This is a genomic window from Accumulibacter sp. (assembly GCF_023806565.1).
Taxonomy (GTDB): domain Bacteria; phylum Pseudomonadota; class Gammaproteobacteria; order Burkholderiales; family Rhodocyclaceae; genus Accumulibacter.
This window is the reverse complement of sequence record NZ_JAMTDV010000066.1, coordinates 12674-39267: the sequence shown is the minus strand read 5'-3', so window position 1 is coordinate 39267 and position 26594 is coordinate 12674. Positions and strand designations below refer to the sequence as shown.

General features: G+C 60.8%; 27 protein-coding genes. 18 read left to right on the top strand and 9 right to left on the bottom strand.

Features of this window, described 5'->3' with window-relative positions; genetic code table 11:
* Position 1 precedes the first annotated feature (1 nt).
* Together NFV80_RS07855 and NFV80_RS07850 are read left to right on the top strand one after the other, a co-directional pair.
* The gene (locus NFV80_RS07855) at positions 2–1036 is read left to right on the top strand and encodes a histidine kinase (RefSeq protein WP_295327428.1); all 1035 of its coding nucleotides are present in this window, start codon (positions 2–4) and stop codon (positions 1034–1036) included.
* Positions 1033–1815, top strand: coding sequence for a LytTR family DNA-binding domain-containing protein (locus NFV80_RS07850; RefSeq protein ID WP_295327350.1), 783 nt, complete (start codon positions 1033–1035; stop codon positions 1813–1815). Before NFV80_RS07855 ends, NFV80_RS07850 begins: the two co-directional genes overlap by 4 nt.
* 33 nt (positions 1816–1848) lie before the next feature.
* Here NFV80_RS07850 and NFV80_RS07845 read toward each other — a convergent pair whose 3' ends face one another.
* Positions 1849–2487, bottom strand: coding sequence for a methyltransferase domain-containing protein (locus NFV80_RS07845; protein WP_295327352.1), 639 nt, complete (start codon positions 2485–2487; stop codon positions 1849–1851).
* Positions 2488–2673: 186 nt separating this feature from the next.
* On the opposite strand from NFV80_RS07845, the gene hemC reads away from it, so the two are divergent.
* Positions 2674–3627, top strand: coding sequence for a hydroxymethylbilane synthase (gene hemC / locus NFV80_RS07840; RefSeq protein ID WP_366143420.1), 954 nt, complete (start codon positions 2674–2676; stop codon positions 3625–3627).
* A complete protein-coding gene (locus NFV80_RS07835; protein ID WP_295327356.1) occupies positions 3624–4400 on the top strand; it encodes a uroporphyrinogen-III synthase in 777 nt (258 codons plus the stop codon). The genes hemC and NFV80_RS07835 overlap by 4 nt, the downstream gene beginning before the upstream one ends.
* Before the next feature lie 45 nt (positions 4401–4445).
* On the opposite strand, the gene hemF is transcribed toward NFV80_RS07835, so the two are convergent.
* From hemF to dusB, 5 genes are all read right to left on the bottom strand, one after another.
* Positions 4446–5354 (bottom strand): oxygen-dependent coproporphyrinogen oxidase, encoded by a 909-nt coding sequence (gene hemF, locus NFV80_RS07830; protein WP_295327430.1) that lies wholly within the window; start codon positions 5352–5354, stop codon positions 4446–4448.
* A 43-nt stretch (positions 5355–5397) separates the two neighbouring features.
* Complete coding sequence (purD, locus tag NFV80_RS07825; RefSeq protein ID WP_295327358.1) at positions 5398–6678, bottom strand: phosphoribosylamine--glycine ligase; 1281 nt, start codon at positions 6676–6678, stop codon at positions 5398–5400.
* A 66-nt stretch (positions 6679–6744) separates the two neighbouring features.
* Positions 6745–8310, bottom strand: coding sequence for a bifunctional phosphoribosylaminoimidazolecarboxamide formyltransferase/IMP cyclohydrolase (gene purH / locus NFV80_RS07820; RefSeq protein WP_295327360.1), 1566 nt, complete (start codon positions 8308–8310; stop codon positions 6745–6747).
* A 44-nt stretch (positions 8311–8354) separates the two neighbouring features.
* Positions 8355–8606: a helix-turn-helix domain-containing protein gene (locus NFV80_RS07815; protein WP_295327362.1), complete on the bottom strand. Its 252-nt coding sequence runs from the start codon at positions 8604–8606 to the stop codon at positions 8355–8357.
* Complete coding sequence (gene dusB / locus NFV80_RS07810) at positions 8603–9655, bottom strand: tRNA dihydrouridine synthase DusB (RefSeq protein ID WP_295327364.1); 1053 nt, start codon at positions 9653–9655, stop codon at positions 8603–8605. Before dusB ends, NFV80_RS07815 begins: the two co-directional genes overlap by 4 nt.
* 539 nt (positions 9656–10194) lie before the next feature.
* On the opposite strand from dusB, the gene NFV80_RS07805 reads away from it, so the two are divergent.
* The 5 genes from NFV80_RS07805 (at position 10195) to NFV80_RS07785 (ending at position 14798) form a co-directional block, all read left to right on the top strand.
* The gene (locus NFV80_RS07805) at positions 10195–10887 is read left to right on the top strand and encodes a hypothetical protein (RefSeq protein ID WP_295327365.1); all 693 of its coding nucleotides are present in this window, start codon (positions 10195–10197) and stop codon (positions 10885–10887) included.
* A 66-nt stretch (positions 10888–10953) separates the two neighbouring features.
* Positions 10954–12126, top strand: coding sequence for a GNAT family N-acetyltransferase (locus NFV80_RS07800; RefSeq protein ID WP_295327366.1), 1173 nt, complete (start codon positions 10954–10956; stop codon positions 12124–12126).
* Positions 12127–12476: 350 nt separating this feature from the next.
* Positions 12477–13250: an ABC transporter substrate-binding protein gene (locus NFV80_RS07795; protein ID WP_295327368.1), complete on the top strand. Its 774-nt coding sequence runs from the start codon at positions 12477–12479 to the stop codon at positions 13248–13250.
* Between the two features lie 15 nt (positions 13251–13265).
* Positions 13266–14024 (top strand): amino acid ABC transporter permease, encoded by a 759-nt coding sequence (locus NFV80_RS07790; protein WP_295327370.1) that lies wholly within the window; start codon positions 13266–13268, stop codon positions 14022–14024.
* 15 nt (positions 14025–14039) lie between these two features.
* The gene (locus NFV80_RS07785) at positions 14040–14798 is read left to right on the top strand and encodes an amino acid ABC transporter ATP-binding protein (protein WP_295327372.1); all 759 of its coding nucleotides are present in this window, start codon (positions 14040–14042) and stop codon (positions 14796–14798) included.
* Positions 14799–14928: 130 nt separating this feature from the next.
* On the opposite strand, the gene NFV80_RS07780 is transcribed toward NFV80_RS07785, so the two are convergent.
* Positions 14929–15408 (bottom strand): hypothetical protein, encoded by a 480-nt coding sequence (locus NFV80_RS07780; RefSeq protein ID WP_295327374.1) that lies wholly within the window; start codon positions 15406–15408, stop codon positions 14929–14931.
* A gap of 206 nt (positions 15409–15614) precedes the next feature.
* On the opposite strand from NFV80_RS07780, the gene NFV80_RS07775 reads away from it, so the two are divergent.
* The 9 genes from NFV80_RS07775 (at position 15615) to NFV80_RS07735 (ending at position 24461) form a co-directional block, all read left to right on the top strand.
* Positions 15615–16571: a catalase family peroxidase gene (locus NFV80_RS07775; RefSeq protein ID WP_295327432.1), complete on the top strand. Its 957-nt coding sequence runs from the start codon at positions 15615–15617 to the stop codon at positions 16569–16571.
* A 179-nt stretch (positions 16572–16750) separates the two neighbouring features.
* Positions 16751–17830, top strand: a complete 1080-nt coding sequence (locus tag NFV80_RS07770) for a pilus assembly protein PilM (protein ID WP_295327376.1) — start codon at positions 16751–16753, stop codon at positions 17828–17830.
* Positions 17827–18393, top strand: a complete 567-nt coding sequence (locus NFV80_RS07765; RefSeq protein WP_295327378.1) for a PilN domain-containing protein — start codon at positions 17827–17829, stop codon at positions 18391–18393. The genes NFV80_RS07770 and NFV80_RS07765 overlap by 4 nt, the downstream gene beginning before the upstream one ends.
* Positions 18390–19064: a type 4a pilus biogenesis protein PilO gene (gene pilO / locus NFV80_RS07760; protein WP_296758311.1), complete on the top strand. Its 675-nt coding sequence runs from the start codon at positions 18390–18392 to the stop codon at positions 19062–19064. The genes NFV80_RS07765 and pilO overlap by 4 nt, the downstream gene beginning before the upstream one ends.
* Positions 19061–19576 carry a pilus assembly protein PilP gene (locus NFV80_RS07755; protein ID WP_295327382.1) on the top strand — a complete coding sequence of 172 codons (516 nt, stop codon included), beginning with the start codon at positions 19061–19063 and terminating at the stop codon, positions 19574–19576. The genes pilO and NFV80_RS07755 overlap by 4 nt, the downstream gene beginning before the upstream one ends.
* The gene (locus NFV80_RS07750) at positions 19577–21676 is read left to right on the top strand and encodes a type IV pilus secretin PilQ (RefSeq protein ID WP_295327384.1); all 2100 of its coding nucleotides are present in this window, start codon (positions 19577–19579) and stop codon (positions 21674–21676) included.
* 103 nt (positions 21677–21779) lie between these two features.
* Positions 21780–22271 carry a shikimate kinase gene (locus tag NFV80_RS07745; RefSeq protein WP_296758348.1) on the top strand — a complete coding sequence of 164 codons (492 nt, stop codon included), beginning with the start codon at positions 21780–21782 and terminating at the stop codon, positions 22269–22271.
* On the top strand, positions 22259–23347 hold the full coding sequence (aroB, locus tag NFV80_RS07740; RefSeq protein WP_295327386.1) for a 3-dehydroquinate synthase: 1089 nt from the start codon (positions 22259–22261) through the stop codon (positions 23345–23347). The genes NFV80_RS07745 and aroB overlap by 13 nt, the downstream gene beginning before the upstream one ends.
* Positions 23340–24461 (top strand): deoxyguanosinetriphosphate triphosphohydrolase, encoded by a 1122-nt coding sequence (locus tag NFV80_RS07735; RefSeq protein WP_295327388.1) that lies wholly within the window; start codon positions 23340–23342, stop codon positions 24459–24461. The genes aroB and NFV80_RS07735 overlap by 8 nt, the downstream gene beginning before the upstream one ends.
* A 35-nt stretch (positions 24462–24496) precedes the next feature.
* Here NFV80_RS07735 and NFV80_RS07730 read toward each other — a convergent pair whose 3' ends face one another.
* Positions 24497–24958 carry a CBS domain-containing protein gene (locus NFV80_RS07730; protein WP_295327390.1) on the bottom strand — a complete coding sequence of 154 codons (462 nt, stop codon included), beginning with the start codon at positions 24956–24958 and terminating at the stop codon, positions 24497–24499.
* Positions 24959–25171: 213 nt separating this feature from the next.
* Complete coding sequence (pntB, locus tag NFV80_RS07725) at positions 25172–26587, bottom strand: Re/Si-specific NAD(P)(+) transhydrogenase subunit beta (protein ID WP_295327392.1); 1416 nt, start codon at positions 26585–26587, stop codon at positions 25172–25174.
* Positions 26588–26594 lie beyond the last annotated feature (7 nt).

The following is a 26594-nucleotide window of genomic DNA, read 5'->3' as shown; positions in this document are numbered from 1 at the left end:
GATGGCAAGTATAAAGCAAAACGTTGCCGGCCAGCGCCTGCCGGACTTTCGCAACGCCGGGGTCATATTGCGGAGCCTGCTCGGGGTTAACCTGCTGGCATTGGTGGCGGCCATCGTGCAGAGTCAGGGCCTGAGCGATGGTCTCCAGCGTTACGCTGAATTTGCGGTCTGGGTACAACCGCTGCTGCTCTCGAATCTTTGCTTCCTGGCGCTTTTCGGGAAGCTCCTGCGGCGGATGCCCGTCTGGGTCGGCAGGGTGGTGATTGTGATCCTGGCGTTCGCTTCGTCCTTGTTCCTGTTCCAGCTCTGGAGTCTCGTGTCATTCGACCAGAGTGGCTGGCAGCAACTGCTGCGAGCAGGCTTGCTGGGAGGGCTGGCGGCAGCCTCGATGCTGTCCTATTTTGCGCTGCGCGCCAGTGCATTGTCGCCGGCGTTGGTCGAAGCACGCCTGCAGTCCCTGACTGCACGCATTCGGCCGCATTTCCTGTTCAACAGTCTCAACGCCGTGATTTCCTTGATCCGTAGCGATCCCCGACGTGCCGAGTCGGCGCTGGAAGAGCTGGCCGAACTCTTCCGTGCTCTGATGCTGGATCATCGGCAGCTGATTCCCTTGTCCGACGAAATCGCCCTGTGCCATCAATATCTCGATCTCGAAAAACTGCGCCTGGGCGAGCGTCTGCATGTCGAATGGCAGGAAGACCGCCTGCCGGCGAGTGTAGAGGTGCCGCCGCTGATGCTGCAGCCGCTGCTGGAGAACGCCGTCTATCACGGGATCGAACCATCCGCGGAATGCGGCACGATTTGCGTTCGCCTGCTGCGACGTGCTGACGAGCTGCACGTTCATCTTTCCAATCCCTGTATTGGCGGCGGCGAGCATCAGCGTGGGAGCCACATGGCGATCGACAACATCCGCGAGCGCCTCGCCCTCTATTACGATCTCGAAGCACGACTCGATACCGGTGAAGTCGTGCTGGCCGATGGCCGGCACGAGTACCGGGTACACATCGTTCTTCCTTGCCGTGGCGAGTCGCCATGATTCCCGGGGAGGCACCGTCCGTGCTGTCGGTGATGATCGTAGACGATGAGGCGCCAGCGCGCGCGCGCCTGCGCGATCTGCTGAAGGACATCGCGCCGCAACTTGCCAACGAGGTGGTGTGCGAAGCGGCAGATGGCCTGGCCGCACTGGCATTGATCGAGAAGCGGCGGATTGACGTCCTGTTGGTGGATATCCGGATGCCCGGGATGGGCGGCATCGAACTTGCCCGCCATTTGTTCCATTGCGAGCGGCGGCCGGCGGTGATTTTCGTCACCGCCTTCGACGCTTACGCAGTGCGCGCTTTCGAACTCAACGCCGTGGACTACCTGTTGAAACCGGTACGCGCGCAACGTCTGCTTGCCGCTTTGCGCAAGGTCCGTGAACGGGCGCCGTTGTCGCCTGCGCAGATCGAGCCGGCGCAGCAGGCGGCGCGCAGCCACCTTTCGTGTGTCGAGCGGGGGCGTCTGCTTCTGATTCCGGTGGCGGAAATCATTTATCTCAAGGCGGAGCTGAAGTACGTCACGGCGCGCACACGCTCCCGCGAATATCTGCTGGACGAATCTCTGACCCAGCTCGAACACGAGTTTGGCGAGCAGTTCATCCGCTTGCATCGCAGCGTGCTGGCGACCAGGGAGGCGATTGTCGGCTTCGAGAAATGCGGTTCGGACGACGCGGACGCACAATGGCAGGCCATGCTGCGCGACGTTCCCGATCGCCTGCCGGTCAGTCGCCGGCAGTGGCCGCTGGTCAGAACTTTCGCCCGGCAGGTGTTGCCGTGACTTGCTGCGGGCAATCCAGCCAGCGGCAAGTGCTCAACGTCGCTCCCAAACCTGCCAACGCTCCTGTCCGGCAAAGATCGGCAGCGAGTCGTCGACCGGGCGGTCCTCGCGGCAGCTGAAGTTCGTCGCCAGCAGTTCGTGAAGCCGTTCTTGTCGGATTGCGAAGGGAGGCCCGCCAGTTTCATCGCCGAGGAAGAAAAAGCCGGCGAGCAGTCCGCCGCGGCGCAGCAGTTCCGCCATGCGCGACGCATAGTCGGCCCACAGCCGTCGGGGCAGTGCGCAAAGAAAAGCGCGTTCGTAGATTACGTCGAAAGGAACTTCCGGATCGAAAGAAAAGAAGTCCGCACAAAGCAGCGTGCCTTGCCAGCCATCGCCGAGTGTCGCACGGGCAGCGGCAATGGCGGCAACGGAAAAATCCAGCGCGGTCGTTTCCCATCCCCGATCGGAGAGGACGGCCGCCTCCCAGGCGCTGCCGCAACCGGGAAGCAGTACCCGCCAGCGGCGTCCTGACGCGGGGCACAATCCGTTGCCGTCGATCGACTCGTAGCGGGCAGCAAAATCGTACAGGAGCGCCGGAGCCCGGCCCGCGTCCCAGGGGGTCGTACCCTCGCGAAAGCGGTGATCCCAGAAGTCCGCTAGTTCTGGTCTCTGACGCGCGAGCCTTTCAGGCAACAGGCATTTCCTCGATGTTTCGGCAATCGCCGCTGATCGTTGCGGCAGCACGATTCCCGGTCAAACGGGGCGGGTGAGGGATTGCCGGCATGTTAGAATCAGGCGTACCAAGCTGGCGTCGTGTCGGAACTGCTTTCGCGTGTCCACATAGCCGCCGGCGTTTCGGTACTTTCGCGGAAACCTGACTTGACTTCATCTGACTTGGCGCCGGCCCCTTCTCGGATCGTCATCGCGTCTCGCGAATCGCGCCTCGCGATGTGGCAGGCGAAACACATTCGTGATCGCCTGCTGCAATTGTACCCGCAGACCAGGGTTGAAATCCTCGGCATGACTACCCGCGGCGATCAGATTGTCGATCGGCCGCTTTCGGCGATTGGTGGCAAGGGTCTGTTCATCAAGGAACTCGAAGTGGCCATGCAGGAGGGCCGCGCCGACCTGGCAGTGCATTCGATGAAGGACCTGCCGATGGAAATGGCGGACGGCTTCGTTCTCGCCGCCACGTCCGGCCGCGAAAATCCCTGCGACGCTTTCGTTTCCAACCGCTTCGCCACGCTCGACGAACTGCCGCCGAGTGCGGTGGTCGGTACTTCCAGCCTGCGGCGAGAAGCAATGCTGCGCGCCGGGCGTCCGCAACTGGTGATTCGCAGCCTGCGGGGCAACCTCGACACGCGGCTGCGCAAACTCGATGCCGGCGACTTCGACGCAATCATCCTGGCAGCCGCCGGCCTGATCCGGTTGGGTCTGGCAGCCCGAATCCGGTCTGTGCTGGCACCCGAACAGTCCCTGCCGGCGCCGGGGCAGGGGGTGCTGGGAATCGAGGTGTGCGCTGCTCGGCCGGACCTCATCGCCCTGCTTGCGCCGCTGAACGACGCTGCGAGTGCGCATTGTGTGCGCGCCGAACGGGCATTTTCGCGGGCGCTCGGCGGTAGCTGCCAAGTGCCGCTTGCTGCTCACGCCTTGCTCGAGAACGACTGCCTCTGGCTGCGCGGCAGTATCGCGACCCCCGACGGCAGACAGATGCTTGTCGGAGAATTGCGTGGCGCAGCCGGAGACGACGAGTCGATCGGTCGCATGCTGGCGCAGAAACTTCGCGATCGGGGAGCCGATGCCATCCTGGAGAAGCTTGCGGCAAGCCGATGACGAAGCCGTTGCTGGGCAGAAAGATTGTGGTCACGCGCCCGCGCGGGCAGGCGTCGGCGTTGGCCGATCAGATCGCCGGTCTAGGGGGCGAGCCGGTCATCTTTCCTTTGCTCGAGATTTCTCCCGCCGCCGACGATGCCCCCCTGCGGGCAGCGATTGCCCGTATCGACTCCTTTTCCCTGGCCATTTTCGTCAGTCCGAACGCCGTCGATTACAGCCTGCCGGCGATTCTTGCCGAGCGTGTCTGGCCGCCGGGGCTGCGCGCGGTCGCCATCGGCCATGGTAGCGTCGCGCGCCTGGCCGCTTGCGGCGTCGAGCACGCGCTGGCGCCGACCGATCGCTTCGATTCCGAGGCAGTGCTCCAACTTCCCGCGCTGCAGCGGGATTCCGTCGTCGGTAGACGTGTACTGATCCTGCGCGGCAACGGCGGTCGCGAACTGCTCGCGGACGGCCTGCGCGAGCGCGGCGCCGAGGTCGAGCAGGTAGGCTGTTACCAGCGCACGCCCCCGACCAACGCTGAGCCCTTGCTGACGCTCTGGCGGAACCGTCAGCTCGACGCACTGACGATCTCGTCGAGCGAAGGTCTGCGCAACCTGGTCGATCTGCTCGATGTCGCGACACTCGTCAGTTTGCGCCGCACACCGGTATTCGTTCCGCATGCGAGGATCGCCGAACTCGCGCGGGAACTGGCTCTGCAACGGGTGATCCTGACCGGCCCGGCCGACACCGGCATCATTGCAGCGTTGAGCGCCTACGACTGGCGGCCGGATTAGTCCGCCGGAAGCCAGCCTCACTCGCCGCCACCACCGCGCCTTGGCCTAAGCCCAGTCGCGCGGTGTCAAGGCTTCGTAGATTGCCGCTTCCGGACTGCCGGCTTCGGGCCGCCAGTCGTACCGCCACTTGACGGTGGGCGGCAGAGACATCAGGATCGATTCGGCGCGTCCGCCCGATTGCAAGCCGAAGAGCGTACCGCGATCCCAGACCAGATTGAATTCGACGTAACGGCCACGTCGATAGGCCTGGAAATCCCGTTCACGATCGCCGTACGGGTGCGATCGTCTCTTTTCGATGATCGGCAGATAGGCTTCGACAAACGCGTTACCGACTGCCCGCGTCAGCGCGAAACAGCGTTCGAAACCGCCTTCGGCGAGATCGTCGAAGAAGATACCGCCGACTCCGCGCGGCTCGTTGCGGTGCTTCAGGAAGAAGTACTCGTCACACCATCTCTTGTATCGGGCATGGGTATCGTCGCCGAAAGCGTGCAATGCCTGCTTGCAGGTGGCGTGGAAATGGCGGATGTCTTCGGCGAAGGGGTAGTAGGGCGTCAAGTCCATGCCGCCGCCAAACCACCAGGCGGGTTCCGCGTCGGCTCCTGTCGCGAGCAGGGCACGTACATTCATGTGTCCGGTCGGACAATACGGATTCTGCGGATGCAGCACCAGCGAGACGCCCATCGCGGCAAAGGCGCAGCCGGCAAGTTCCGGCCGTCTGGCGGTTGCCGACGCTGGCAGCGCAGCACCGCTGACCTTGGAAAAGGCTACGCCACCACGTTCGAAGACCCGCCCGCCTTCAATGACGCAGGTGCAGCCATTGCCCGTGAGTGGCGAACCGGCCGCCTTTGCCCAGCGGTCCGCCCGAAAGGTCTCGCCGTCCTCCACCTCTTCCAGTGCTGCGACGATTCCGGTCTGCAGGCCGGTAAAGTATTCGCGCAGGCGGGCCGCCTCGATCACCGGCGGCAGTCCGCTTGCGGCAAGGGGATCGGCCGTCGGCTCATCGGCTGACGGCGCGGTGGCCGATGTCACGGCGATATTGCATCCCGTCGAAGTGAATTCCGGCGATCAACTCGTAGGCTCGCCGCTGCGCGCGCTTGACGTTGTCGGAAAGCGTCGTGACGCACAGCACCCGTCCTCCCGAAGTGACGATGCGACCGTCCCGTTCGGCAGTACCGGCATGAAAGACATGACTGTCCTCGGTGCTCGGCGGCAAACCGCTGATCAGGTCTCCGGTGCGGGGCTTGCCAGGATAGTTGGCTGCGGCGAGCACGACCCCAAGCGCCACGCGACGGTCCCAGGTGGCTTCCACGAGATTCAGCCGGCCCGCGACGGCATGTTCCAGTAGCGGCAGCAGGTCTGACTTCAGACGCATCATGATCGGTTGTGTTTCCGGATCGCCAAGGCGGCAATTGAACTCGATCGTCTTCACCGACCCGTTTCTGCCGACCATCAGCCCGGCGTAAAGGAACCCCGTGTACGGCATTCCGTCGGCGGCCATGCCTCGGACCGTCGGCAGGATGATCTCCCGCATCACACGGGCGTGCACTTCCGGAGTGACGACGGGTGCTGGTGAATACGCTCCCATGCCGCCAGTGTTCGGCCCGGTGTCGCCATCACTGATGCGCTTGTGGTCCTGGCTCGACGCCAATGGAAGCACGTTGGTGCCGTCTACCATGACGATGAAGCTCGCTTCCTCGCCTTCAAGGAATTCTTCGATCACCACTTGCGCGGGCGGGTCGTCGTTTCCCTTGGCAGCGCATTCCGGCGGAAGCATCTGATGGATCGCGTCGTGCGCCTCGGCGAGGCTCGTTGCCACGACGACCCCCTTGCCGGCAGCGAGACCGTCGGCCTTGACGACAATTGGCGCCCCTTGCCGGTCGACGTAGGCCAACGCCGCATCCCTGTCGGAGAACGTCGCAAAGCGAGCGGTCGGAATGTTGTGCCTGAACATGAAGCGTTTGGCGAAGTCCTTGGAACTCTCGAGTTGCGCAGCCTCGCTGGTCGGTCCGAAGATCTTCAGTCCGCGTGCGCGAAAGACGTTGACGATGCCTGCTGCCAGCGGTGCTTCAGGGCCGACCACGGTGAGATGGATCTTCTGCTCGGTGGCGAAATCGGCAAGCGCGTGCGGATCAGTGAGGTGGATGTTTTCGAGTCGGCTCTCGCGCGCCGTGCCGGCATTGCCAGGTGCGACATATACCTTTTGCAGCCCCGTGGTTTTTGCCAGTCGCCAGGCAAGTGCATGCTCGCGCCCCCCCGAGCCGATGACCAGTAACTTCATGACGCCCTTTTCACCACCAGAACCAAAGCGCAAGGTAGCGCATCACATCGTTCCCGTGCCACGAGATCAGTGCCGGAAGTGCCGGACGCCGGTGAATACCATGGTCAGGCCGTGCTCGTCGGCAGCAGCGATCACTTCTTCGTCACGCAGCGAACCGCCAGGCTGGATGACTGCCTTGGCACCTGCTGCTGCCAGCACGTCCAGCCCATCGCGGAATGGGAAGAAGGCATCGGAGGCGACGCAGGAACCGGTCAGGTCGAGCCCGGCACTTTTCGCCTTGCTGGCAGCAATGCGGGCTGAATCGACACGGCTCATCTGGCCGGCACCCACACCAAGCGTCATGCCGTGACCACAGAAAACGATCGCATTCGACTTCACGAACTTGGCGACCCGGTAGGCGAACAGCAAATCGCCGATCTGTGCGTCGGTCGGTGCAAGCTTGCTTACCACTCTAAGGTCATCGGTCTGGACGTTGAAAGGATCGGGCGTCTGTACCAGCATTCCGCCGCCGACACGTTTCATTTCGAAAGTGTGATGAATGCGTGCCAAGGGCAGTTCAAGGACCCGCAGGTTCTGCTTGCTGGCCAGCATTTCCCGGGCGGCATCGCTGAATGCCGGGGCCAGGAGAACTTCGACGAAATGCTTGCGGGCGTTCATGGCGGTGACTACGTCGACGTCAACCGTGCCGTTGAAAGCGATGATGCCGCCGAAAGCGGACGTCGAGTCGGTCTGGAAGGCCTTTTCGTAGGCCGCGACAAGAGTGCCGTCGACCGCCACACCACACGGGTTCGCGTGCTTGATGATTACGCAGGCCGGTGCGTCGAAAGCCTTGACACATTCCCACGCAGCATCGGCGTCGGCGATATTGTTATAGGAGAGCTCCTTGCCCTGCAATTGCCGGTAGTTGGCGATTGCACCAGGCAGCGGCATTGGGTCACGATAGAACGCGGCCTGCTGATGCGGATTCTCGCCGTAACGCAGGGTCTCGACGCGGTCGAACGCGAGTTGCAACTGGTCGGGAAAGGTCTGCGGGCGGTCCGCCGAATCGAGCGACGTGAGCCAGTTGGCAATCGCTGCATCGTAGCGCGCGGTGTACACAAAGGCCTTCTTGGCCAGTGCAAAGCACGTCTGCAGGCTCAGCGCACCATCGTTGGCCGCCAGTTCGGCGAGGAGCGCGGGATAGTCCTGCGGATCGGTGACCACGGCCACTCCGGAATAGTTCTTGGCCGCTGAACGGACCATGGCCGGACCGCCAATGTCGATGTTCTCGATCGCCTCAGACAATGTGACGCCAGGTTTGGCAACGGTTTCCCGGAACGGGTAGAGATTCACACAAACCAGATCGATCGTCGGAATTGCATGCTCTTGCAGAGTATTCATATGCTCCGCCAGGTCGCGGCGCGCCAGGATGCCGCCATGCACCTTCGGATGCAGCGTCTTGACGCGTCCGTCGAGCATTTCCGGGGAGCCGGTGTAATCGCCGACCTCGGTGACCGGCAGTCCTGCATCACTGAGCATCCGGGCGGTACCACCGGTAGACAGCAGCTTGACGCCGTGGGCGACGAGCCCGGCGGCGAAATCGAGCGCACCATTCTTGTTGGAGAGGCTGATCAGTGCTTGACGGATTTTCATGTTTGACAATTTGGCTGGAGGATGAGGAGAGTCCGGGAATCCGTTCAGGCGATCAGCTTGTGGTCGACCAGTTTCTTGCGCAGCGTGTTGCGGTTGATGCCGAGAATTTCGGCCGCAAGGGTCTGGTTTCCGCCTGCCTGCTTGAGAACGACTTCAAGCATCGGACGCTCGACGCTACGAATCACCATGTTATATACGGCGACTGGCTGTTCACCGTCGAGGTGTTGAAAGTAGTTTGCCAACGCCCTGCTGACGCAGCTTGCGATATCTTCGCCATCGGGATGATCGCGCGTCATGCAGCAAGTTCCTCGAGTTTGACGTGATCAGGACCTGCTCCGTCGGGATCAACGTGGTGGTACGGCAGATGCTCGTTGTGCTCGGCAAGCGCGGAGAAATACGCATCTATCGCCTGCTTCTGCTGCTCGATGGTTACCAACTGATTGAGCATATGGCGAAAAGCTGCTGATCCGAGCAGCCCTTTGGTATACCAGGAAACATGCTTGCGCGCGATGCCCACGCCGGCTTGGCTGCCATAGAAAAGATACAGATCCTCGATGTGGGCGAGCAAGATCTGATGAATTTCGTTGACGCGCGGCGGTGTCAGGCGGGTTCCCGTGTTCAGGAAGTGCTCGATCTCACGGAACAGCCATGGGCGCCCCTGCGCTGCGCGGCCGATCATTATCGCGTCGGCGCGGGTAGTATCGAGAACGAATTTCGCTTTCTCGGGAGAACCAATGTCGCCGTTGGCGATGATCGGAATGCTCGCGGCGGCCTTGATCGTCCGGATCGTTTCGTATTCGGCTTGGCCGCCGTAGCCGCAGGCACGCGTGCGCCCGTGCACGGCAAGCGCCTTGACCCCGGAATCCTCGGCGATTCTCAGGATGCTGAGCGCGTTGCGGTGGTTCCTGTCCCAACCGGTACGAATCTTCAGCGTCACCGGTGTGTCCGGGACGGCCTTGACGACGGCCGCGAGTATCTTAGCCACCAGCGCCTCATCCCTGAGCAGGGCGGAACCGGCCATTACGCTGCAGATCTTCTTCGCCGGGCAGCCCATGTTGATGTCGATGATCTGGGCGCCCCGCTCGACGTTGTAGCGTGCCGCATCAGCCATCATTGCGGGGTTGGCCCCGGCGATCTGGACCACGATCGGCGCCACCTCGCCCTCATGATTGGCACGCCGTTGCGTCTTGGCGCTGCCGTGCAGCAGCGAATTGGATGTCACCATTTCGGACACCGCCAGACCGGCGCCCATTTGTTTGCAGAGTTGCCTGAAAGGACGATCGGTCACGCCCGCCATGGGCGCGACAAACAGTTGGTTACGAAGCGAAAAACCGAGGAATTTCATGGCAGCAAGGTGCCTGGGGGCAAGCAAGAGTACGATTCTACCCGGTTTGCCCGAGCGAAGACAGCCAGTTTTCGCGTATGTGGGACGACAGGCGTCAGTCTTGCCGCCTGGCCTCCCAAGCAAGTAGCATCGATCTGCCTGGCAACTTTTTCGGAATGCCGGGATTGCGGCAGCGCGGGTCGCTTTCGCGGCAGCGAATCTCTCCGGAGTGCCGTTCGCGTAAGATATAATTTTGCGTCGTCGCAATCTCGCCGCGAAGCTTGCCCGAGAGATGGGGAAGGCTCTCGGCGAACACGTGCCCCAGGGGCGAGATGCCGGAGCGGCGGGACCGCGCCCACGCCCCCTGCAGCGCCTGAATACCGGCCTGAATGATCCGGCGGATTGCGCAGCTGGTACCAAGAAAAGGCTAGGCTGATGAGTAGAGTCCCGCAGCGACGTTTGCAGGCGTTGGTCGCGCGAGCGCGTAATGTATCGAGTGCAGGTCCGTCGGACCAGGCGTACATCGGCCAGGGCTTCCGGTGCTGGCCCCGGGGTGCGCAATGAACAAGCTGGCGTGCCTGCGATCGACATTTGCCGAACTGGGATGGACAACGGGCCTCCTTTACCTGGTGTCAGTCGGATTAAGGCGATTCGTTCCTTTCCTCGCTGTCGAGAAATATTATGTGGTAGCACAGCCGGTCGCCGCGCGTGCCGTGCTGCCGGAAAAACGTGGGCGGAACATCTCCGTGTTGATGATCGAGTCCGATCATCCATTGCTCGCCAAGCTGCCACGCTCGCGGGAAGAGCTGGCACGCCGATTTGCCGGCGGCGCCGTGTGTTTTCTGGCCATGCGTGACGAACGGATCATCGGTCATCTCTGGGTCACCCGTTCGCCCTATCGGGAGGCCGTCGATCGCAGCGAATTCGATCCGCGTCCGTCGCGCAAGATGGCCTGGGATTTTGACATGTGGATCATGCCGGGTGACCGACTGGGCTTGGCATTCGCCCGACTGTGGGACGAGTGCAACAGCTACTTGCGCGAACAAGGCGTCACTTGGACCTGCAGTCGTGTCTCGGCTTTCAACCGCGCGTCGCTGCGCTCGCATGCACGCATGGGCATGCGCGTCATGCACACGCTCATCTACTTTCGCGCGGGTTCACTCGAGCTCTTGCTTGCCGACGTCGCCCCTTTTCTGTCGGTTTCTTTCAGTCGTTTTCCCATTGTTACCCTGGTTGCTCCGCTTGCCTGCTAATCCCGACCAGCGAGCCACCTTGCCTGCCTGCGGTCGAACCTGCTCTCGGGCCGCAATTTGGCACCCATGACCAATCCGATGAAGCAATCCGAGAAGCTCCAGAACGTACCCCCCGTTGCTGCGTCGCTCACGCCGCTGACGAAACTCGATGGACTCGAGGAGAAGTGGCGGTTTCTAGAACAGCGTTCAGCCTGTTCGTTTTTTCAATCGTGGCTGTGGATCGGTACCTGGCTATCGAATCTGCCGCCTTCTGCACGCTGCTACCTGCTCGAAGTTACCGGCGATGACAGGCCTGTCGGGCTCGCAGTGATCGGAGCATGCACGCTCTTCAGGCACCGTTTCGTTCGCACGCGCGCGTTGCTGTTGCACGAAACCGGCAGGCATGCGATTGATCGTATGACCATCGAGCACAACTCGATTCTCGCCGAAGCCGGGCGCGAGAGCGAGGTCGTCTTGGCTGGTTTGCGCTGCATTGACGCCGCCGATTTGACCTGGGACGAGTTTGTCGTCAGCGGAGTCGGGGCGGCTTCCCTTGACGCGTGGCAGGCGGCCATTCCGGCGGCAAAGTGGTACATGGATCTACGGCAACAATCGGATTGCCCGTTCGTGGATCTAGAAGATGTGCGAGCGCGTGGCGGCGATTATCTTTCGCTGTTGAGCGCCAATGCGCGGCAACAGCTCAGGCGCTCGATCAAGGCCTATGAAGGGTTTGGCAGTCTCCGTCTGTCGGTGGCCTCGACCGGGGCCGACGCCCTGGAGTATCTGCATGGGTTGCAGGTGCTGCACAACGCGCATTGGACGGGTTTGGGCAAGGAAGGAGCATTTCCCAATGAGTTTACCCGCCGCTTCCATGATCAACTGGCGCTGAGAGGCGGTGATTGCGGGGCTGTGCAGCTGTTGCGCGTATCGGCGGGGACCGAGGTCGTCGGCTACCTCTACAATTTTGTCCATCACGGACATGTATATTGCTACCAGAGTGGCTTCAAGTATCTGCCCGATGCGAAGTTCAGGCCTGGCCTGGTCAGCCACTATCTTGCGGTGTTGCACAACCTGCAGGCGGGTAACCGGATCTACGACTTTCTGGCAGGTCCGCAACGCTACAAGCGACGCTTGGCGACAGCACAGACGCGCATGTTGTGGTTTTCTCTGCAGAGAACTCGAGTCATTTTTGTCGCTGAACGCCTATTCACTCGCGCAAAGGATGCACTGCGCCGGCGATTGCGGTCGCCTACGCAGTGATCACTTGCGCTTGGGAAGTTTCGACGATTCGGAAGCGAAGGTTGCGCTGGCGGGTCCGACGACCCATCACGATGGCCGTAGGCGCGCGCGCACCTACCCGGATTGGTGTGCTTGCCTGCTGTGGCAGGTGGGTGCCGTCGTTGGCAGCAGGCGGGCAGCAGTGATCGCTGGGTGAGCAGCTTCTCTGAGCGCCCAGCCGTTATCGTTGGCCGCGCCCGCTCCCGACTATTGTTGTGCTCCGGTGTTCCGGAATGTTGTACTCTTGGCCTTCGCAGACTTGCCCGGGGACAGGTCGCGGTGCGACGGCAACGCGTTGTCGCGCGATCCATGATTTTTCGACAGGAGGTTCCATGCGTTTCGCAGCCGGATTGTTGAGTGTCGTGCTTCCATTTTCACTCATTGTCAGCGGATCTTCACAGGCCCGTGAATGGGATGCAATCAAGAGTTCAGGAACAATCGTCGCGGCCACCGAAGGGGGGTTTCAGCCGTTCAATTATTACGATGGGCCCAAGCTGACCGGCTTTGAGGTGGAACTTGCCGAAGCGATCGCCAAGAAGCTTGGCCTCAAGCTCGAATGGAAAGTGGTTCCGTTCGATGCACAACTGGCGGCACTGAAACAGGATCGCTTCGACTTTGCAATTGCCTCGCACGGTTATACCGAGGAGCGTGCCAAGTCGGTCGACTTCGCGCATCCCCACTACTGCACCGGCGGACAGATCGCCGCTTACAAGGACGGGCCGCTGACCGTGGCGGCACTGAATGGCAAGACCGTCGGCGTGCAACTCGCCACCACCTATGCCGACGCAGCCAAGAAGGTCAAGGGGGTCAAGACCGTCAAGACATACAAAGGAGATCCGGAAGCTTTCTCGGCGCTGCGTGCGAAAAAAGTGGATGCCTGGATTTCGGACAAGTTTACGGTCAAGGCCACACTCGAAAAGAATCCGGATGCCGGTATCTCCGGCGGAGAAATGGTGTTTGTCGAACGCGTCTCGATGATTCTGCGCAAGAACAACAAGGCGCTGGAAGACAAGCTGAACCAGGCACTGGCCGAAGTGATGAAGGATGGCACCTACAAGGCGCTCTCCGAAAAGTATTTCAAAGAAGACATTTCCTGCCGTTCCTGAGGAAATTCCGGATTCATGGACTGGACCAGGAAGCACCCTGGGTGGGCGATGGCCGGCGCGATGGTCGGACTGCTTGTCTTTCTCTGGGGCATGGCGGTGCCGCTGGCTGCGGCACCTGCGCCGATCGGTCCAGCCGCGCAACAGTTTGTCGATGGCGCCCGGATTACCGTCGAGCTGACGCTGATCTCCGGCAGTGCCGGTGTGCTGATCGGTGTCCTGGCCGGACTCGGCAAGCTTTCGCATTTCTGGCCGCTGCGCCGGTTCTGCGATGGCTACGTTTGGCTGATCCGCGGCACGCCTCTGTTGTTGCAGATTCTTTTTGTCTGGCTGGCCTTTCCGGAAATTCTGCCGGAAGGGATCGAATTGTCCGATTTTGCCTGCGCCGCGATTGCCCTGTCGCTGAATGTCGGTGCCTACAACACTGAATGCGTGCGTGCCGGCATCCTCGCGGTGCCGCATGGTCAGATCGAAGCAGCGCGGGCACTCGGCCTAACCCCCTTGCAAACCTTCCTGGGCGTGATCCTGCCGCAAAGCATGCGTGTTGCCCTGCCGGCGCTGGCCAACAACCTGGCGTCGCTGGTCAAGGATTCGTCACTGGCTTATGCGATCAGCGTCGTCGAACTGACCATGGTCGGCTACCGGGTGCAGGCCGAGAGTTATCAACCGATTCCGGTGTTCATCACCATCGCCGTGATATACCTGATTCTGACCACAGCATTTACCACCTTGACAGCGGCGCTGGAGGCACAGCTCGACGTCGGCCAGAAGCGCTAGCCATAGGACAAGCGGATGAATACTGAGGACGCTCCGCGGATCATCATCGAGGCGCGCAGGGTCAGCAAGAGCTTCGGTTCCTTCCAGGCACTCAGGGACGTTTCGGCAACCTTTTTCGAGGGGCAGGTGACGGCGATCGTTGGGCCGTCAGGGTCCGGGAAGTCGACCTTTCTGCGTACCCTCAATCGCCTCGAAGCGCAAGATGCGGGCGAGATCATCGTCGATGGCATCGTTCTCAACGACGATCTGAAGCACCTGGATGCGATCCGGCGCGAGGTGGGGATGGTTTTCCAGAGTTTCAATCTGTTCTCGCATCTGACGATTCTGCGCAATGTGGCGCTGGCACCAATACGGGTCAGGAAGATGCCGCGCTCGGCGGCCGAAAGCAAGGCACTGCAGTTGCTCGAAAGGGTGGGGCTGAAGAGCCAGGCGGCGAAGTATCCGGTGCAGCTCTCCGGTGGCCAGCAACAGCGGGTGGCAATCGCCCGTGCGCTGGCCATGGACCCGAAGGTACTGCTTTTCGACGAGCCAACCTCGGCGCTCGACCCCGAAATGGTCAATGAGGTCCTTGCCGTGATGCGCGAACTGGCCCACAGCGGCATCACCATGTTGGTGGTGACGCACGAGATGGGTTTTGCGCGGGAAGTTGCCGACCGGGTCATTTTTTTCGACGAAGGCGTCATTCTCGAAGACACCTCCCCGGCGCGTTTCTTTTCGAATCCAGAACACGAGCGGGCCAAGGCTTTCCTGTCGCAGGTCAGGCACGGCTATTGATCAGCGGCGTGCCTTTGGTACGGGTCTCGATCTGCCGCGAGTGCGTGCCTGGTACGTGAATCGCGACGAGCGCGCCGCAAGATGGCGTGTCAGTCCAGTCTGAATCGCTTCCCAGCGGGGGGGCGTAAGCTCACAGGCCGAGCGTCGTCGGACTCAGGGGCTGGACTCCGGCGGCGACAATCTCGTTGAAGCGCTGCACGACGGGCGCGCATTCGCTCTGGTCATCGACGATCAGTCGGGAACGCGGCTGATCCCGATGGAAGCGCACGAGTGCGTGACGGCCATCGGCAATCAGCAGCGACTCCGCGAGAGTACCGAGGTGTGGTGGAGATTCGCTGATGGTCAGCGCCGGCGCGTAAGTGCTCAGCAGATTCAGCAACCGCGGGCTGTATTGTCGGACGAAATCTGCTTTCCGGACAACGATCGTCAGTCGCCCCGGAGAGCGATGGGAGTCAAGCAAGGCGCGCAACGCGGCCACCTTCGATAAGCTTTCGAGCTTGAGTGACGACAGATCCTCGTCGAAGATTTCCAGTGTGACGGTCGATCGATCGAGGATTTCCTGCGTTGCGGCGTCGTACTCGCTCCAGGTAGTGAGCAACTTGCTGGTCATCGACCGCCACCTGCCTTTCGATCGGGAAGATAGCAGGGCTGGCGCCCATCGCGCAAGCCGTGCACAGCGGTCGCTGCTATCATGACGATGAGTCTGCACCGGCATCGTGATGCCAGCCGCGTGATGTCGGCGATACCGGTCGATCGTTCGCGAGGAAAGGAGAAAATGTGGAAGGAAAGAAAAAGTCGGCCTGTCTGCTGAGCGCAATGTTGAGTTGCGCGGCGTTGCCCTGCAGTGCCGCTGACGTCGGGGCGGAGCAAGTGGTGGCGGCAATCGAAGCGGTCTTCGGAGTTGTCCCTGGAGAGCGTCGAAATCATACCAAGGGAACCTGCGCGCTAGGCGAGTTCGTCGGAACGAAAGAAGCCGCCGTGTATTCGCGCTCGGAACTTTTTTCCGGTAAGGTGGTGCCGGTCGTCGCGCGCTTTTCGCTTTCAGGTGGCAATGCCAAAGCGCCGGATACGGCCAGGAGCGCGCGTGGCATGGCACTCGAGTTTCAGTTGCCGGGTGGTGGCCTGCAACACATGACGATGCTCAACACGCCGATGTTCGGCGCTGCACGACCGCAGACCTTCCTCGACCTGATGGTTGCGATCACACCTGATCCGGCGACCGGCAAGCCGGATCCCGAGAAAGTCCGGGCATTCAAGGAGAGCCATCCGGACAACCGGGCGCAGGCAGATTTCCTGGCCAGTCGCAATCCGCCTGCAAGCTATGCCAACAGCCGCTATTTCGGCATTCACACCTTCAAGTTCATCAACCGTGACGATCAGGTCACGTTGGTCCGCTGGCGCTTCGTCCCGCTTGCCGGCGAAAAACAGCTGTCGGACGACGAGCTCAAGTCTTCGCCGCCGAATTTCCTGGAAGCGGCATTGATCGAACAGACCAGGGAGCAGCCGGTGCGCTGGGAGATGATCCTCACGGTGGGCGCCCCCGGCGACCCCGAGGACAACCCGACTCTGTCGTGGCCGGAGGGTCGCCAGCAGATCAAGGCGGGGATCTTGACCATTCTTGCGGCGATGCCCCAGAAAGGAGCTGCATGCGAATCGATCAATTTCGATCCACTGGTGATGGGGGACGGCATCGGGCCAACTGCTGATCCGGTCCTCCTGTTCCGCTCGCCCGCGTACGCGGTGTCCTTCGGAAAACGGCTCGGTGGCCTGTAGCGCATACGGAGGAAGGTTCCGGGGGCAGGCGCCAAACCGCCGCATGTCGAAGCAACAGGGCAGAGCACTCGACAAATCGCTTTACATGCCGGAGGCTAGTTGTTAGCATCTAAAGTAGAATATCTATTTGCACGCTAAATGTAAAATATTGCAGGGTTTTTTGGGCGAGGAGTGGCGACTTGCAGCTTGATCTCTCGATCTTCAACCCAAAATCGCGCTCGCTGATCGGTCTTGATATCAGTTCATCTTCGGTCAAGATGGTGGAACTGGGCAGTGATGGCAAGGGCAATTATCGTGTCGAGCGCTACGCAATCGAAGTCTTGCCAAGGGATGTCGTCTCCGATGGGAACATCGTCAATCTCGAGGCTGCGGCCGAATCGGTAAGGCGCGCGTGGAAGAAGCTCGCAACTTCGACGCGGCTAGTGGCGATTGCCCTACCCGCGGCGCATGTCATCACCAAGAAGATCATCGTTGCCGCCGGTCAGCGCGAGGAGGAACTTGAGCTGTTGGTCGAATCCGAAGCCAATCAGTACATCCCGTTCCCGCTGGATGAGGTCAATCTCGATTTTCAGGTAGTCGGTCCGGCGCCGTCGTCGCCCGACGAGATCGAGGTGCTGATCGCTGCGTCGCGCAAGGAAAAGGTCGAAGATCGTGTTGCCGTTGCCGAATCGGCCGGCCTCAAGCCGAAGGTGCTGGACGTCGAGTCCTACGCAGTTCTTGCGGCATTCGAACTGATCCAGGCGCAGCTTCCCGAAGCCGGCAAGGGAAGGATCGTTGCCTTGGTCGACGTGGGCGCAAACGTGATGAATCTGACCGTGCTTCGAAACGGGCAGCAGCTCTACGCGCGCGAGCAGGCCTTCGGCGGCAATCAATTGACCCAGGATATCGTTCGGCTTCTGGGAATGCCTTTCGAGGAGGCCGAAGCCGAGAAGCGTCGCAACAATCTCCCCGAGAAATACGAAGCCGAGTTGCTGCCGCCTTTTCGTGAGGCGCTGGCTCTGGAATTGTCGCGCGCCCTGCAGTTTTTCTTCACCTCGACACAGTTCAACGAGATCCACCATATCGTCCTCGCGGGTGGTTGTGCAGTAATTCCCGGAGTCGACCAAGTCGTGGCTTCGCGAACGCAAATCAACACGATCATTGCCAATCCTTTTGCCAACATGTTGCTTGCGGATGGCGTTCGTGGCAAGAATCTACTGGCCGATGCTTCGTGCCTGTTGGTGGCCTGTGGCCTTGCGCTGCGGAGATTCGACGCATGATACGGATCAACCTTCTTCCGCACCGGGAGGAGAGGCGCAGGGCGCGACGCCAGCAGTTCTACGCGCTGCTGGGGATGGTCATGCTGCTTTCCGGGCTGATCATCGTCGTTGTCTACTCGGTGATCGCCGGGTACATTGCGGCGCAGGATGCCAGAAACGATTTTCTCAAGAAGGAGATCGCCGTACTCGACAAGGAGATCGATCAGATCAAGAGACTCAAGGAGCAAATCGACGCCCTGATGGAACGGAAACGGATCATCGAGTCGCTGCAGCGTGATCGGGCGGAGGCAGTTCGATTGCTGAGCGAGCTGGCGAAGCAGATGCCCGAGGGAGTGTACCTGCGATCTCTCAGACAGGAGGGTCAAAGAATCAGCCTCGTCGGTTTCGCTCAGTCGAGCGCACGCGTCTCCACGCTGATGCGCAACATCGAGGCTTCGCCTTGGCTGGAAAAACCACAATTGCTGGAAATAAAGGCGGCAACGGTCGATAAGCGGCGTCTCAACGAGTTCAGCATGAATGCCTCGATCAAGAGGACTGCAGCCGCACCCGGAGGGCAGAAGTGAAAGCGAATGCACTTCGGTCGATCGATCTGCGCGCTTTCCTCAGGGATTTCCAGGGCCTGAATCCGCGCGATGTGGGAACCTGGCCGCTGGCGCCGCGCGTGACCGTGCTGCTCGGTGTCTTTCTGGCCGTTGTCCTGGCGGGCTGGTGGTTCTTCTGGGCGGACCAGTTCGACGCACTCGAGAACAAGCAGCAAACCGAGTTGCGCCTGCGGGACGAGTACGTCGTCAAGAAGAAGCAGGCGGTAAACCTTGACCTCTACGTTCAGCGCCTGAACGAGATTGACCGCGCATTCGGCGCACTCTTGAAGCAGTTGCCGAACAGGTCCGAGGTCGACTCATTGCTCGTCGAGATCAATCAGGCAGGCATGGGGCGAGGCCTGCAGTTCGAGCTGTTCAAACCCGGTCCCGAGCAGGTCAAGGACTTCTACGCCGAACTGCCGATCAACGTGAGATTGACGGGGAGCTATCACGATTTCGGTGCCTTCGCGGGGGATATCGGAAAGCTGTCGCGAATCGTCACCCTGAACAACATCGTCATCGGCACGAATGCGCAGAGCAAGGATGGCACGCTGGTAATGGATGCGATTACCAAGACTTTCCGTTACCTCGATGAGGAAGAGCTGGCAGCCAAGAAAAAGGCTGCTCAGGCTGCGAAGGCCGGAAAGCAATGAGGATCTTGACCTTGTTGCTGAGTAGCGTCCTGCTCGTTGCGTGTTCCACTGGCGAGCACGAGGATCTACGTGAGTGGATGAAGGCCGTTGGCCAGGATTCCAAGGCCAGGATTCCGCCGTTGCCGACGGTCGAGCCGTACGAAGCCGTTTCCTACGATGTTGCCAATCTGCTCGACCCTTTCAAACCGGCCAAGGTGGGTCCCGAAGACAAGAAGGGCGGCGGTGGCTTCCGACCCGACCTCGATCGTCCAAAGGAGCCGTTGGAGCTCTATCCCCTGGAATCGCTGAAATACGTCGGTGTGATGACGCGGAAGAAGATGTGGTATGCGATCATTCAGGTTGACAGTACCTTGTATCAGGTGAAGGTCGGGAACTACATGGGGCAGAACTTCGGCGTGGTGGTCAATATATCCGAGTCCGAAATTACCCTGCGCGAGCTCGTACAGGACTCCGCAGGGGACTGGGTGGAGAGAACGAGCACCTTGCAGTTGCAGGAAAAGGGAGCAAAGTAAATGAGGCACATCAAACGGACACTGCTCGGCTTGCTTGTCGGTGTGCTATTCGCTCTCGGATTGGCAAGCGCAGAGGACGTTGCACAGAATTCTCTCGACGCGATGAACGTCGTGCAGCAAGGGGCTCTGCTCAACGTCAAGCTGACTTTCAAGGAACCCTTGAAAGCGTTGCCCGCTGCCTTCAGCGTCGCCAAACCGGCGCGCATCGCTCTTGATTTTCCGAACACGACCAATGGTCTTGGTAAATCCAGCCAGACCTACAATGAAGGCGATCTGAGGAGTGCCAATATCGTGCAGGCCGAAGACCGGACGCGAGTCGTTCTGAACCTGAGCAAGGCGATGACTTTCGAACCGACGATCGACGGCAACAATCTGTTGCTGGTCCTGGCACCGAGTGAAAAGCTTGGTGGGGTGGCTACGCGAGTCGAACATTTCTCGCAGGCGAGTTCGTCCGCGCTGTCGAGCGCGATTCGTGACATCGCCTTTCGGCGAGGCAAGGACGGAGAGGCTCGAATCACTGTCGACCTGACCGACGCCAACGCAGGCATCGACATCAAGCAGCAGGGGTCGAAACTGGTGGTCGACTTTGCCAAGGTTACGGTCCCCGAGCACCTTCGAAAGCATCTGGACGTGACCGATTTTGCCACGCCGGTACTGGCCGTCGATACGTTGCAGCAAGGTGCCAACACGCGGATGACCATTACTCCTCGTGGCCTCTGGGAACACAATGCCTATCAGAGTGACAATCAGTTCGTCATCGAAGTCAAACCGATCATCGAGAACCCGAACAAACTGGTACAGGGGTCGCGCGGTGGTTATCAGGGAGAAAAGCTTTCGCTGAATTTCCAGAATGTTGATGTTCGCCGCCTGCTGCAAGTGATAGGCGAGTTCACCGGCATGAACATGGTCGTCAGTGATTCGGTTGGCGGTGCGATCACGCTGATTCTCAAAGACGTTCCCTGGGATCAGGCGCTGGATATCATCATGCAGCAGAAGGGCCTCGACATGCGCAAGAACGGGAATGTCATTCTGATTGCGCCGCGGGAGGAAATCGCGACCAAGGAAAAGCTGGAGTTCGAATCGCGAGTCCAGATCGGCGACCTCGAGCCGTTGCTTACCGAGAGCTTTCAAATCAACTACATGAAGGCGAAAGACATCCAGGCACTGATCGCTGACCCGAGACAGCCTCTCCTTTCCAAGCGCGGTAGCGCGAACACCGAGGATCGCTCCAACATTCTGTTTGTCCGAGATACTTCCGGCAGACTCGACGACGTGCGGGCGATGATTGCCAAGGTGGACATCCCTGCCCGACAGGTGATGATCGAAGCGCGCATCGTCGAAGCGACCGACAGCTTCGCCAAGGACCTCGGAGTGCGCCTGAATTGGGGCCAGAAGTATCCGAGCGGCGCGGTCAGCATCGGCGGGGACAGCACGGCGATCAGCGGGCAACTGATCGCCGGCACGGTGGCCGGCAGTGTCGCGCCGCTCGGCGCCTACGGTACGCAGGTCAATCTTCCGGCCACACCGGCATCGGGGACGCCAGGCACCTTGTCGTTGCTGCTCTTCAACAAGGCGCTGACGCAGTTCCTGGCGACGGAGATTTCGGCGCTGGAGGCTGATGGGCGAGGCAAGGTCATCTCCAGCCCGCGCGTGATGACGGCCAACCAGGTCGAGGCGATCATCGAGCAGGGTGTCGAGATTCCCTACCAGCAGGCGACCAGTTCCGGAGCCACCAGTGTTGCGTTCCGGAAAGCGAATCTGTCATTGAAGGTCACTCCGCAGATCACCCCGGATGGCCGGATCATGATGAAGCTGGACGTCAACAAGGACACTCCGAGCGCGCTTCCCACCGGCGGAGCGGGAGTTGCCATCGACACCAAGCACGTCAAGACCGAGGCCCTGGTGGACAATGGCGGGACCGTGGTGATCGGGGGGATTTATACTCGAAGAACAGATGACAAGACAACACGTATTCCATTTCTCGGCGACCTTCCCTATGTAGGATTCCTGTTCCGGAACCGCTCCACCGTCGACGAAAAGACCGAATTGCTGATCTTCATCACGCCTAGGATCGTCGCCGAGACGCTGACGTTGCGGTAATGCTATCCGGTGGTGTAGCGGGCTCTGGCGCCACAGCTTGTCCGCTGGAAGCTGTACTTGATTCGTGAAGAGCGAAAAGCGCAACGTCTATCTGGTCGGCCTGATGGGAGCTGGCAAGACGACGATCGGAAAAGCTCTGGCCAAACGCTTGACCTATCGTTTCATCGACTCGGATCACGAAATCGAGGCTCGCACCGGCGTCAGTCTGCCGACGATCTTCGAAATCGAGGGCGAGGACGGTTTTCGCAAGCGGGAGGCCCAGGTCATCGCGGACCTCGCAGCACTCGAAGGCCATGTGGTGGCCACGGGTGGCGGTGCCGTCCTGCGACCGGAGAATCGGCAATATCTGCAGGCCACCGGTTTCGTCGTCTATCTCGACGTGCCGCTGCCGACACTCTGCGAGCGCACTCGTCACGACCGGAATCGGCCGCTGCTGCAGGTCCGTGACCCGTTGCAGAAGCTCAAGGAGTTGCACGCGCAACGCGATCCCCTGTACCGAAGCATTGCCGACCTGGTCGTCAGTGGCAGCAGGATTACTGCGCAGTCGGTTCTGCATCTGATGAACAAGGAAGCGGGAGAATCATGGAGACGCTGACCGTTGCCCTCGGCGATCGCTCGTATCCGATCCACGTCGGACGCTGCCTGCTCGACCAGGCGGGGCTGCTGACACCATACCTGCAGCAGCGGAAGGTCGCCATCGTCAGCAATACGACCGTAGCACCCCTGTATCTGGGTCGCCTGGCCGATCCCCTGCGTCGTGCAGGGAGCGAGGTCGTCGAGGTCGTTCTGCCCGATGGCGAGCAGTTCAAGGATTGGCGAACCCTCAATTCGATCTTCGACAAGCTGCTCGAGCACCGTTGCGAACGCTCGACGACGCTGATTGCTCTCGGAGGAGGCGTCGTCGGCGATATCACCGGATTCGCCGCTGCCTGCTTTCAGCGTGGCGTGCCTTTCATCCAGGTGCCAACGACCCTGCTCGCGCAGGTCGATTCGTCGGTCGGCGGCAAGACGGCGATCAATCACCCGCTGGGCAAGAACATGATCGGCGCTTTTCATCAGCCGAGGGTGGTGCTTGCCGACACCGATACCCTGAACACGCTTCCGGATCGCGAGTTGCGGGCCGGTCTCGCGGAAGTCATCAAGTACGGCCTGATCAGAGACCTGCCATTTCTCGAATGGCTCGAACTACATCTGGAACGCCTCGTCGCTCGGCAGCCGGCTGAGCTGGCGGAAGCAATCTGCCGTGCGTGCCGGAACAAGGCCGAGGTGGTCGCAGCCGATGAGCGCGAAACGGGTGAACGGGCTCTGCTCAACCTCGGTCACACCTTTGGCCATGCGATCGAGACGGGAGTTGGCTACGGAGAATGGCTGCACGGCGAAGCGATTGCCGCTGGCACGATGATGGCCGCCGAGCTGTCGGCGGCGCTGGGTTGGATCGACAGGCAGGACGTCACGCGCGTCGAGCGGATCTTTCAGCGTGCTGGCCTGCCGGTGCGTGGGCCAGACTTGAGCGTCGACCGCTACCTCGAATTGATGCAACATGACAAGAAGGTGCAGGACGGGAAACTCCGCCTCGTGCTTCTGCGGCAGGTCGGGCGTGCGGTGCTCAGCGACGCGGCGCCAACAATCACGATCCGCAAGGCGATCGCCAACTGCAGCGGCCATGGCTGAACTGGCTGCTTATGCGGTTGCCGCGAACAACTCGCGAGGTCGCCTTCACCCCGAGTCCAGTCCTTCGCATCGCAGCGAGTTCCAGCGCGATCGCGACCGGATCGTACATTCCACAGCGTTTCGGCGCCTCGAATACAAGACCCAGGTATTCGTCAATCACGAAGGTGACCTTTTCCGCACCCGGCTGACGCACAGCCTCGAGGTGGCGCAGATCGCGCGTGCGATTGCGCGAGCTCTACGGCTTAACGAGGATCTTGCTGAAGCGATTTCCCTGGCGCACGACCTCGGTCATACGCCGTTCGGGCACGCCGGCCAGGACGCGCTCAACGACTGCATGCGTGAGCATGGCGGCTTCGAGCACAATCTCCAGAGCCTGCGCACGGTTGACCTGCTGGAAGAGCGTTACGCGGCCTTTTCCGGGCTCAACCTCTGCTTCGAAACGCGAGAGGGCATCGTCAAGCATTGCACTCTCGAAAAAGCCCGCCAGCTCGGCGAACTCGGCGAGCGCTTTGTCAACCGAACGCAACCCTCGTTGGAAGCGCAGATCTGCAATCTGGCCGACGAAATTGCCTACAACAATCACGACGTCGACGACGGACTACGGGCGGGGCTCATCACCCTCGAACAACTCGATGAAGTAAACCTGTTCGCGCGGCACATCTCGCATGTCCGGGGCATCCATCGCGGATTGAGCGGACGCCGCTTGATCCACGAAACGGTTCGGCGCATGATCGATACGTTGGTGTGCGACCTGATCGAAACGACCGCGGCGAACATCGCCCGGCAGGCGCCACGCGACCTTGCGGAAGCGCGTCAGGCACCGCCACTGGTCACTTTTTCGGAGGACTTGCTGGCGGCGCAGCGCCACATGAAGCGCTTTCTGCGAGCCCACCTTTACCAACACTATCAAGTATTGCGCATGGCAAGCAAGGCACGACGGATCGTCAGCAACCTCTTTGCCGCCTTCGCTGCCGATCCGCGCCTGCTACCGCCGCAATATCGAGCGGCTGACGAAGGCGACCAACTACGCCGGGTGGCGGATTACATCGCAGGAATGACCGATCGTTATGCGATCAAGGAACATCGCCGCCTGTTTGCGGTTGGCGAAGACTGATCGCCGCTGGCGGTGCGCACGCAACGCGCTCGCCCTCAAGGCGAAGGCCAGTCCTTGATATATGCCTTGAGCAGCTTGTTTTCCATGTTCCGTTCTTCGAGCACTGCCTTGGCGACGTCGTGAAACGAGACGATTCCGACGATGGTGTCCCCCTCCATCACGGGAACATAGCGCGTGTGGGAATCCACCATGATGCGGCGCAACTCGTCGACGTCCATGTCCGGATCAGCGGTGCGGGGCGTACGATCCATTGCCTCGATGACCAGGATCTCGGCGATTGGCGGCGTTGGCCCGACGCGACGTTCAGTCTGTCGCTTGGCAAGAATTGCCATCACTTCGCGGAATGTCAGCATTCCCGCCAGCTTGCCGTTCTCCACGACGATTACCGAGCCAATATCGTTTTCGGCCATCATGATGACCGCTTCCGAAAGAGGCGACTCCGGATGCACGGTGTACAAGGCTGAATCCTTGACCTGCAGAACTTCTTTGACCTCCATGTGACCCCCTAGAGATAGGAAAGCTGGCGAACGCGCGAATCTGACTATCGATGTGATTCTATCAGATGTCGGTAACCATCCGGAAATCTGGCGTCCCCCTCTTGACCGGATCGAATTGCTGGCCGCGCTTGTAGCGCGGCCAGCGGCTGCGCCAACGAAAGACGCCCGCGTTTGCGGGCGTCGTCGATCGCAGCCACGACAAGTTGGGGGCACTCAGCCTTTCAAGGCAGCCTGCACCTCATCCAGCATCTTCTTCGCATCGCCGAAGAGCATGCGATTGTTTTCCTTGTAGAAGAGTGGGTTATCCACACCGGCGTAGCCCGAGGCCATGCTCCGTTTCATCACGATCGAGATTTTTGCCTTCCACACTTCAAGGACCGGCATGCCGGCGATCGGACTGCCCGGATCGTCCTGTGCAGCCGGATTGACGATGTCGTTGGCGCCGATCACCATGGCGACGTCGGTGTTCGGGAAGTCATCGTTGAGTTCGTCCATTTCCAGCACGATGTCGTAGGGCACCTTGGCTTCGGCGAGCAGGACATTCATGTGGCCTGGCATTCGCCCCGCCACGGGATGGATGCCGAAGCGCACGTTCACGCCCTTTTCGCGCAGGAACTTGGTGATCTCGTAGACGGTGTGCTGCGCTTGTGCCACCGCCATGCCGTAGCCCGGAACGATGATCACGTTCTTGGCTTCGCGCAGCAGGTCGGCTGTCTCGGCCGCAGACACAGCCACTACCTCGCCCGCCGGCTGGGTACCGCTGGAAGCAGCGGGCGTGCCGCCTTCGGTGCCGAAGCCGCCGGCGATCACCGAAATGAAGTGCCGGTTCATCGCCTTGCACATGATGTAGGAAAGGATCGCACCCGACGATCCCACCAACGCGCCGGTGACGATCAGCAGGTCGTTGTTGAGCATGAAACCGGTGGCCGCGGCCGCCCACCCGGAGTAGCTGTTGAGCATGGATACCACCACCGGCATGTCGGCGCCGCCGATGGCCATCACCATATGGATGCCGAAGAGCAGCGAGACCGCCGTCATCACGACCAGTGGCGTCATGCCTTCGCTGAGCGAATGAGCATGCAGGAACTCGCGCCCAAAGTAGACCACGATCAGCAGTCCAGCGAGGTTGATCCAGTGGCGTGCCGGCAGCAGCACCGGCTTGCCGCTGATCTTGCCCGAGAGCTTGCCGAAAGCGATGATCGAGCCGGAGAAGGTGACCGCACCAATCAGGATTCCGACATAGATCTCGATTTCGTGAATGGTCTTTTCGGCGCCCTGGAACTGTCCGGCAGCGGCCGGATCGATATAGTTCGCGAATCCGACCAGTACCGCAGCCAGGCCAACGAGGCTGTGCATCAGAGCCACCAGTTCGGGCATCTGTGTCATCTTCACCGTGCGCGCGGCGAACACACCGATACACGCGCCGACAACCATGGCGCCAATGATCCAGCCGTATCCGGCGGAAGTGACCTGCGGACCGAACACGGTGGCCAGCACGGCGATGGTCATTCCGATCATGCCGTACAGGTTGCCACGGCGTGACGTTTCCGGGTGCGAGAGGCCGCCCAGACTCAGGATGAACAGGATGGTGGCTCCGACGTAGGAGACCGTTGCGAGCGTTACAGACATGACGGGC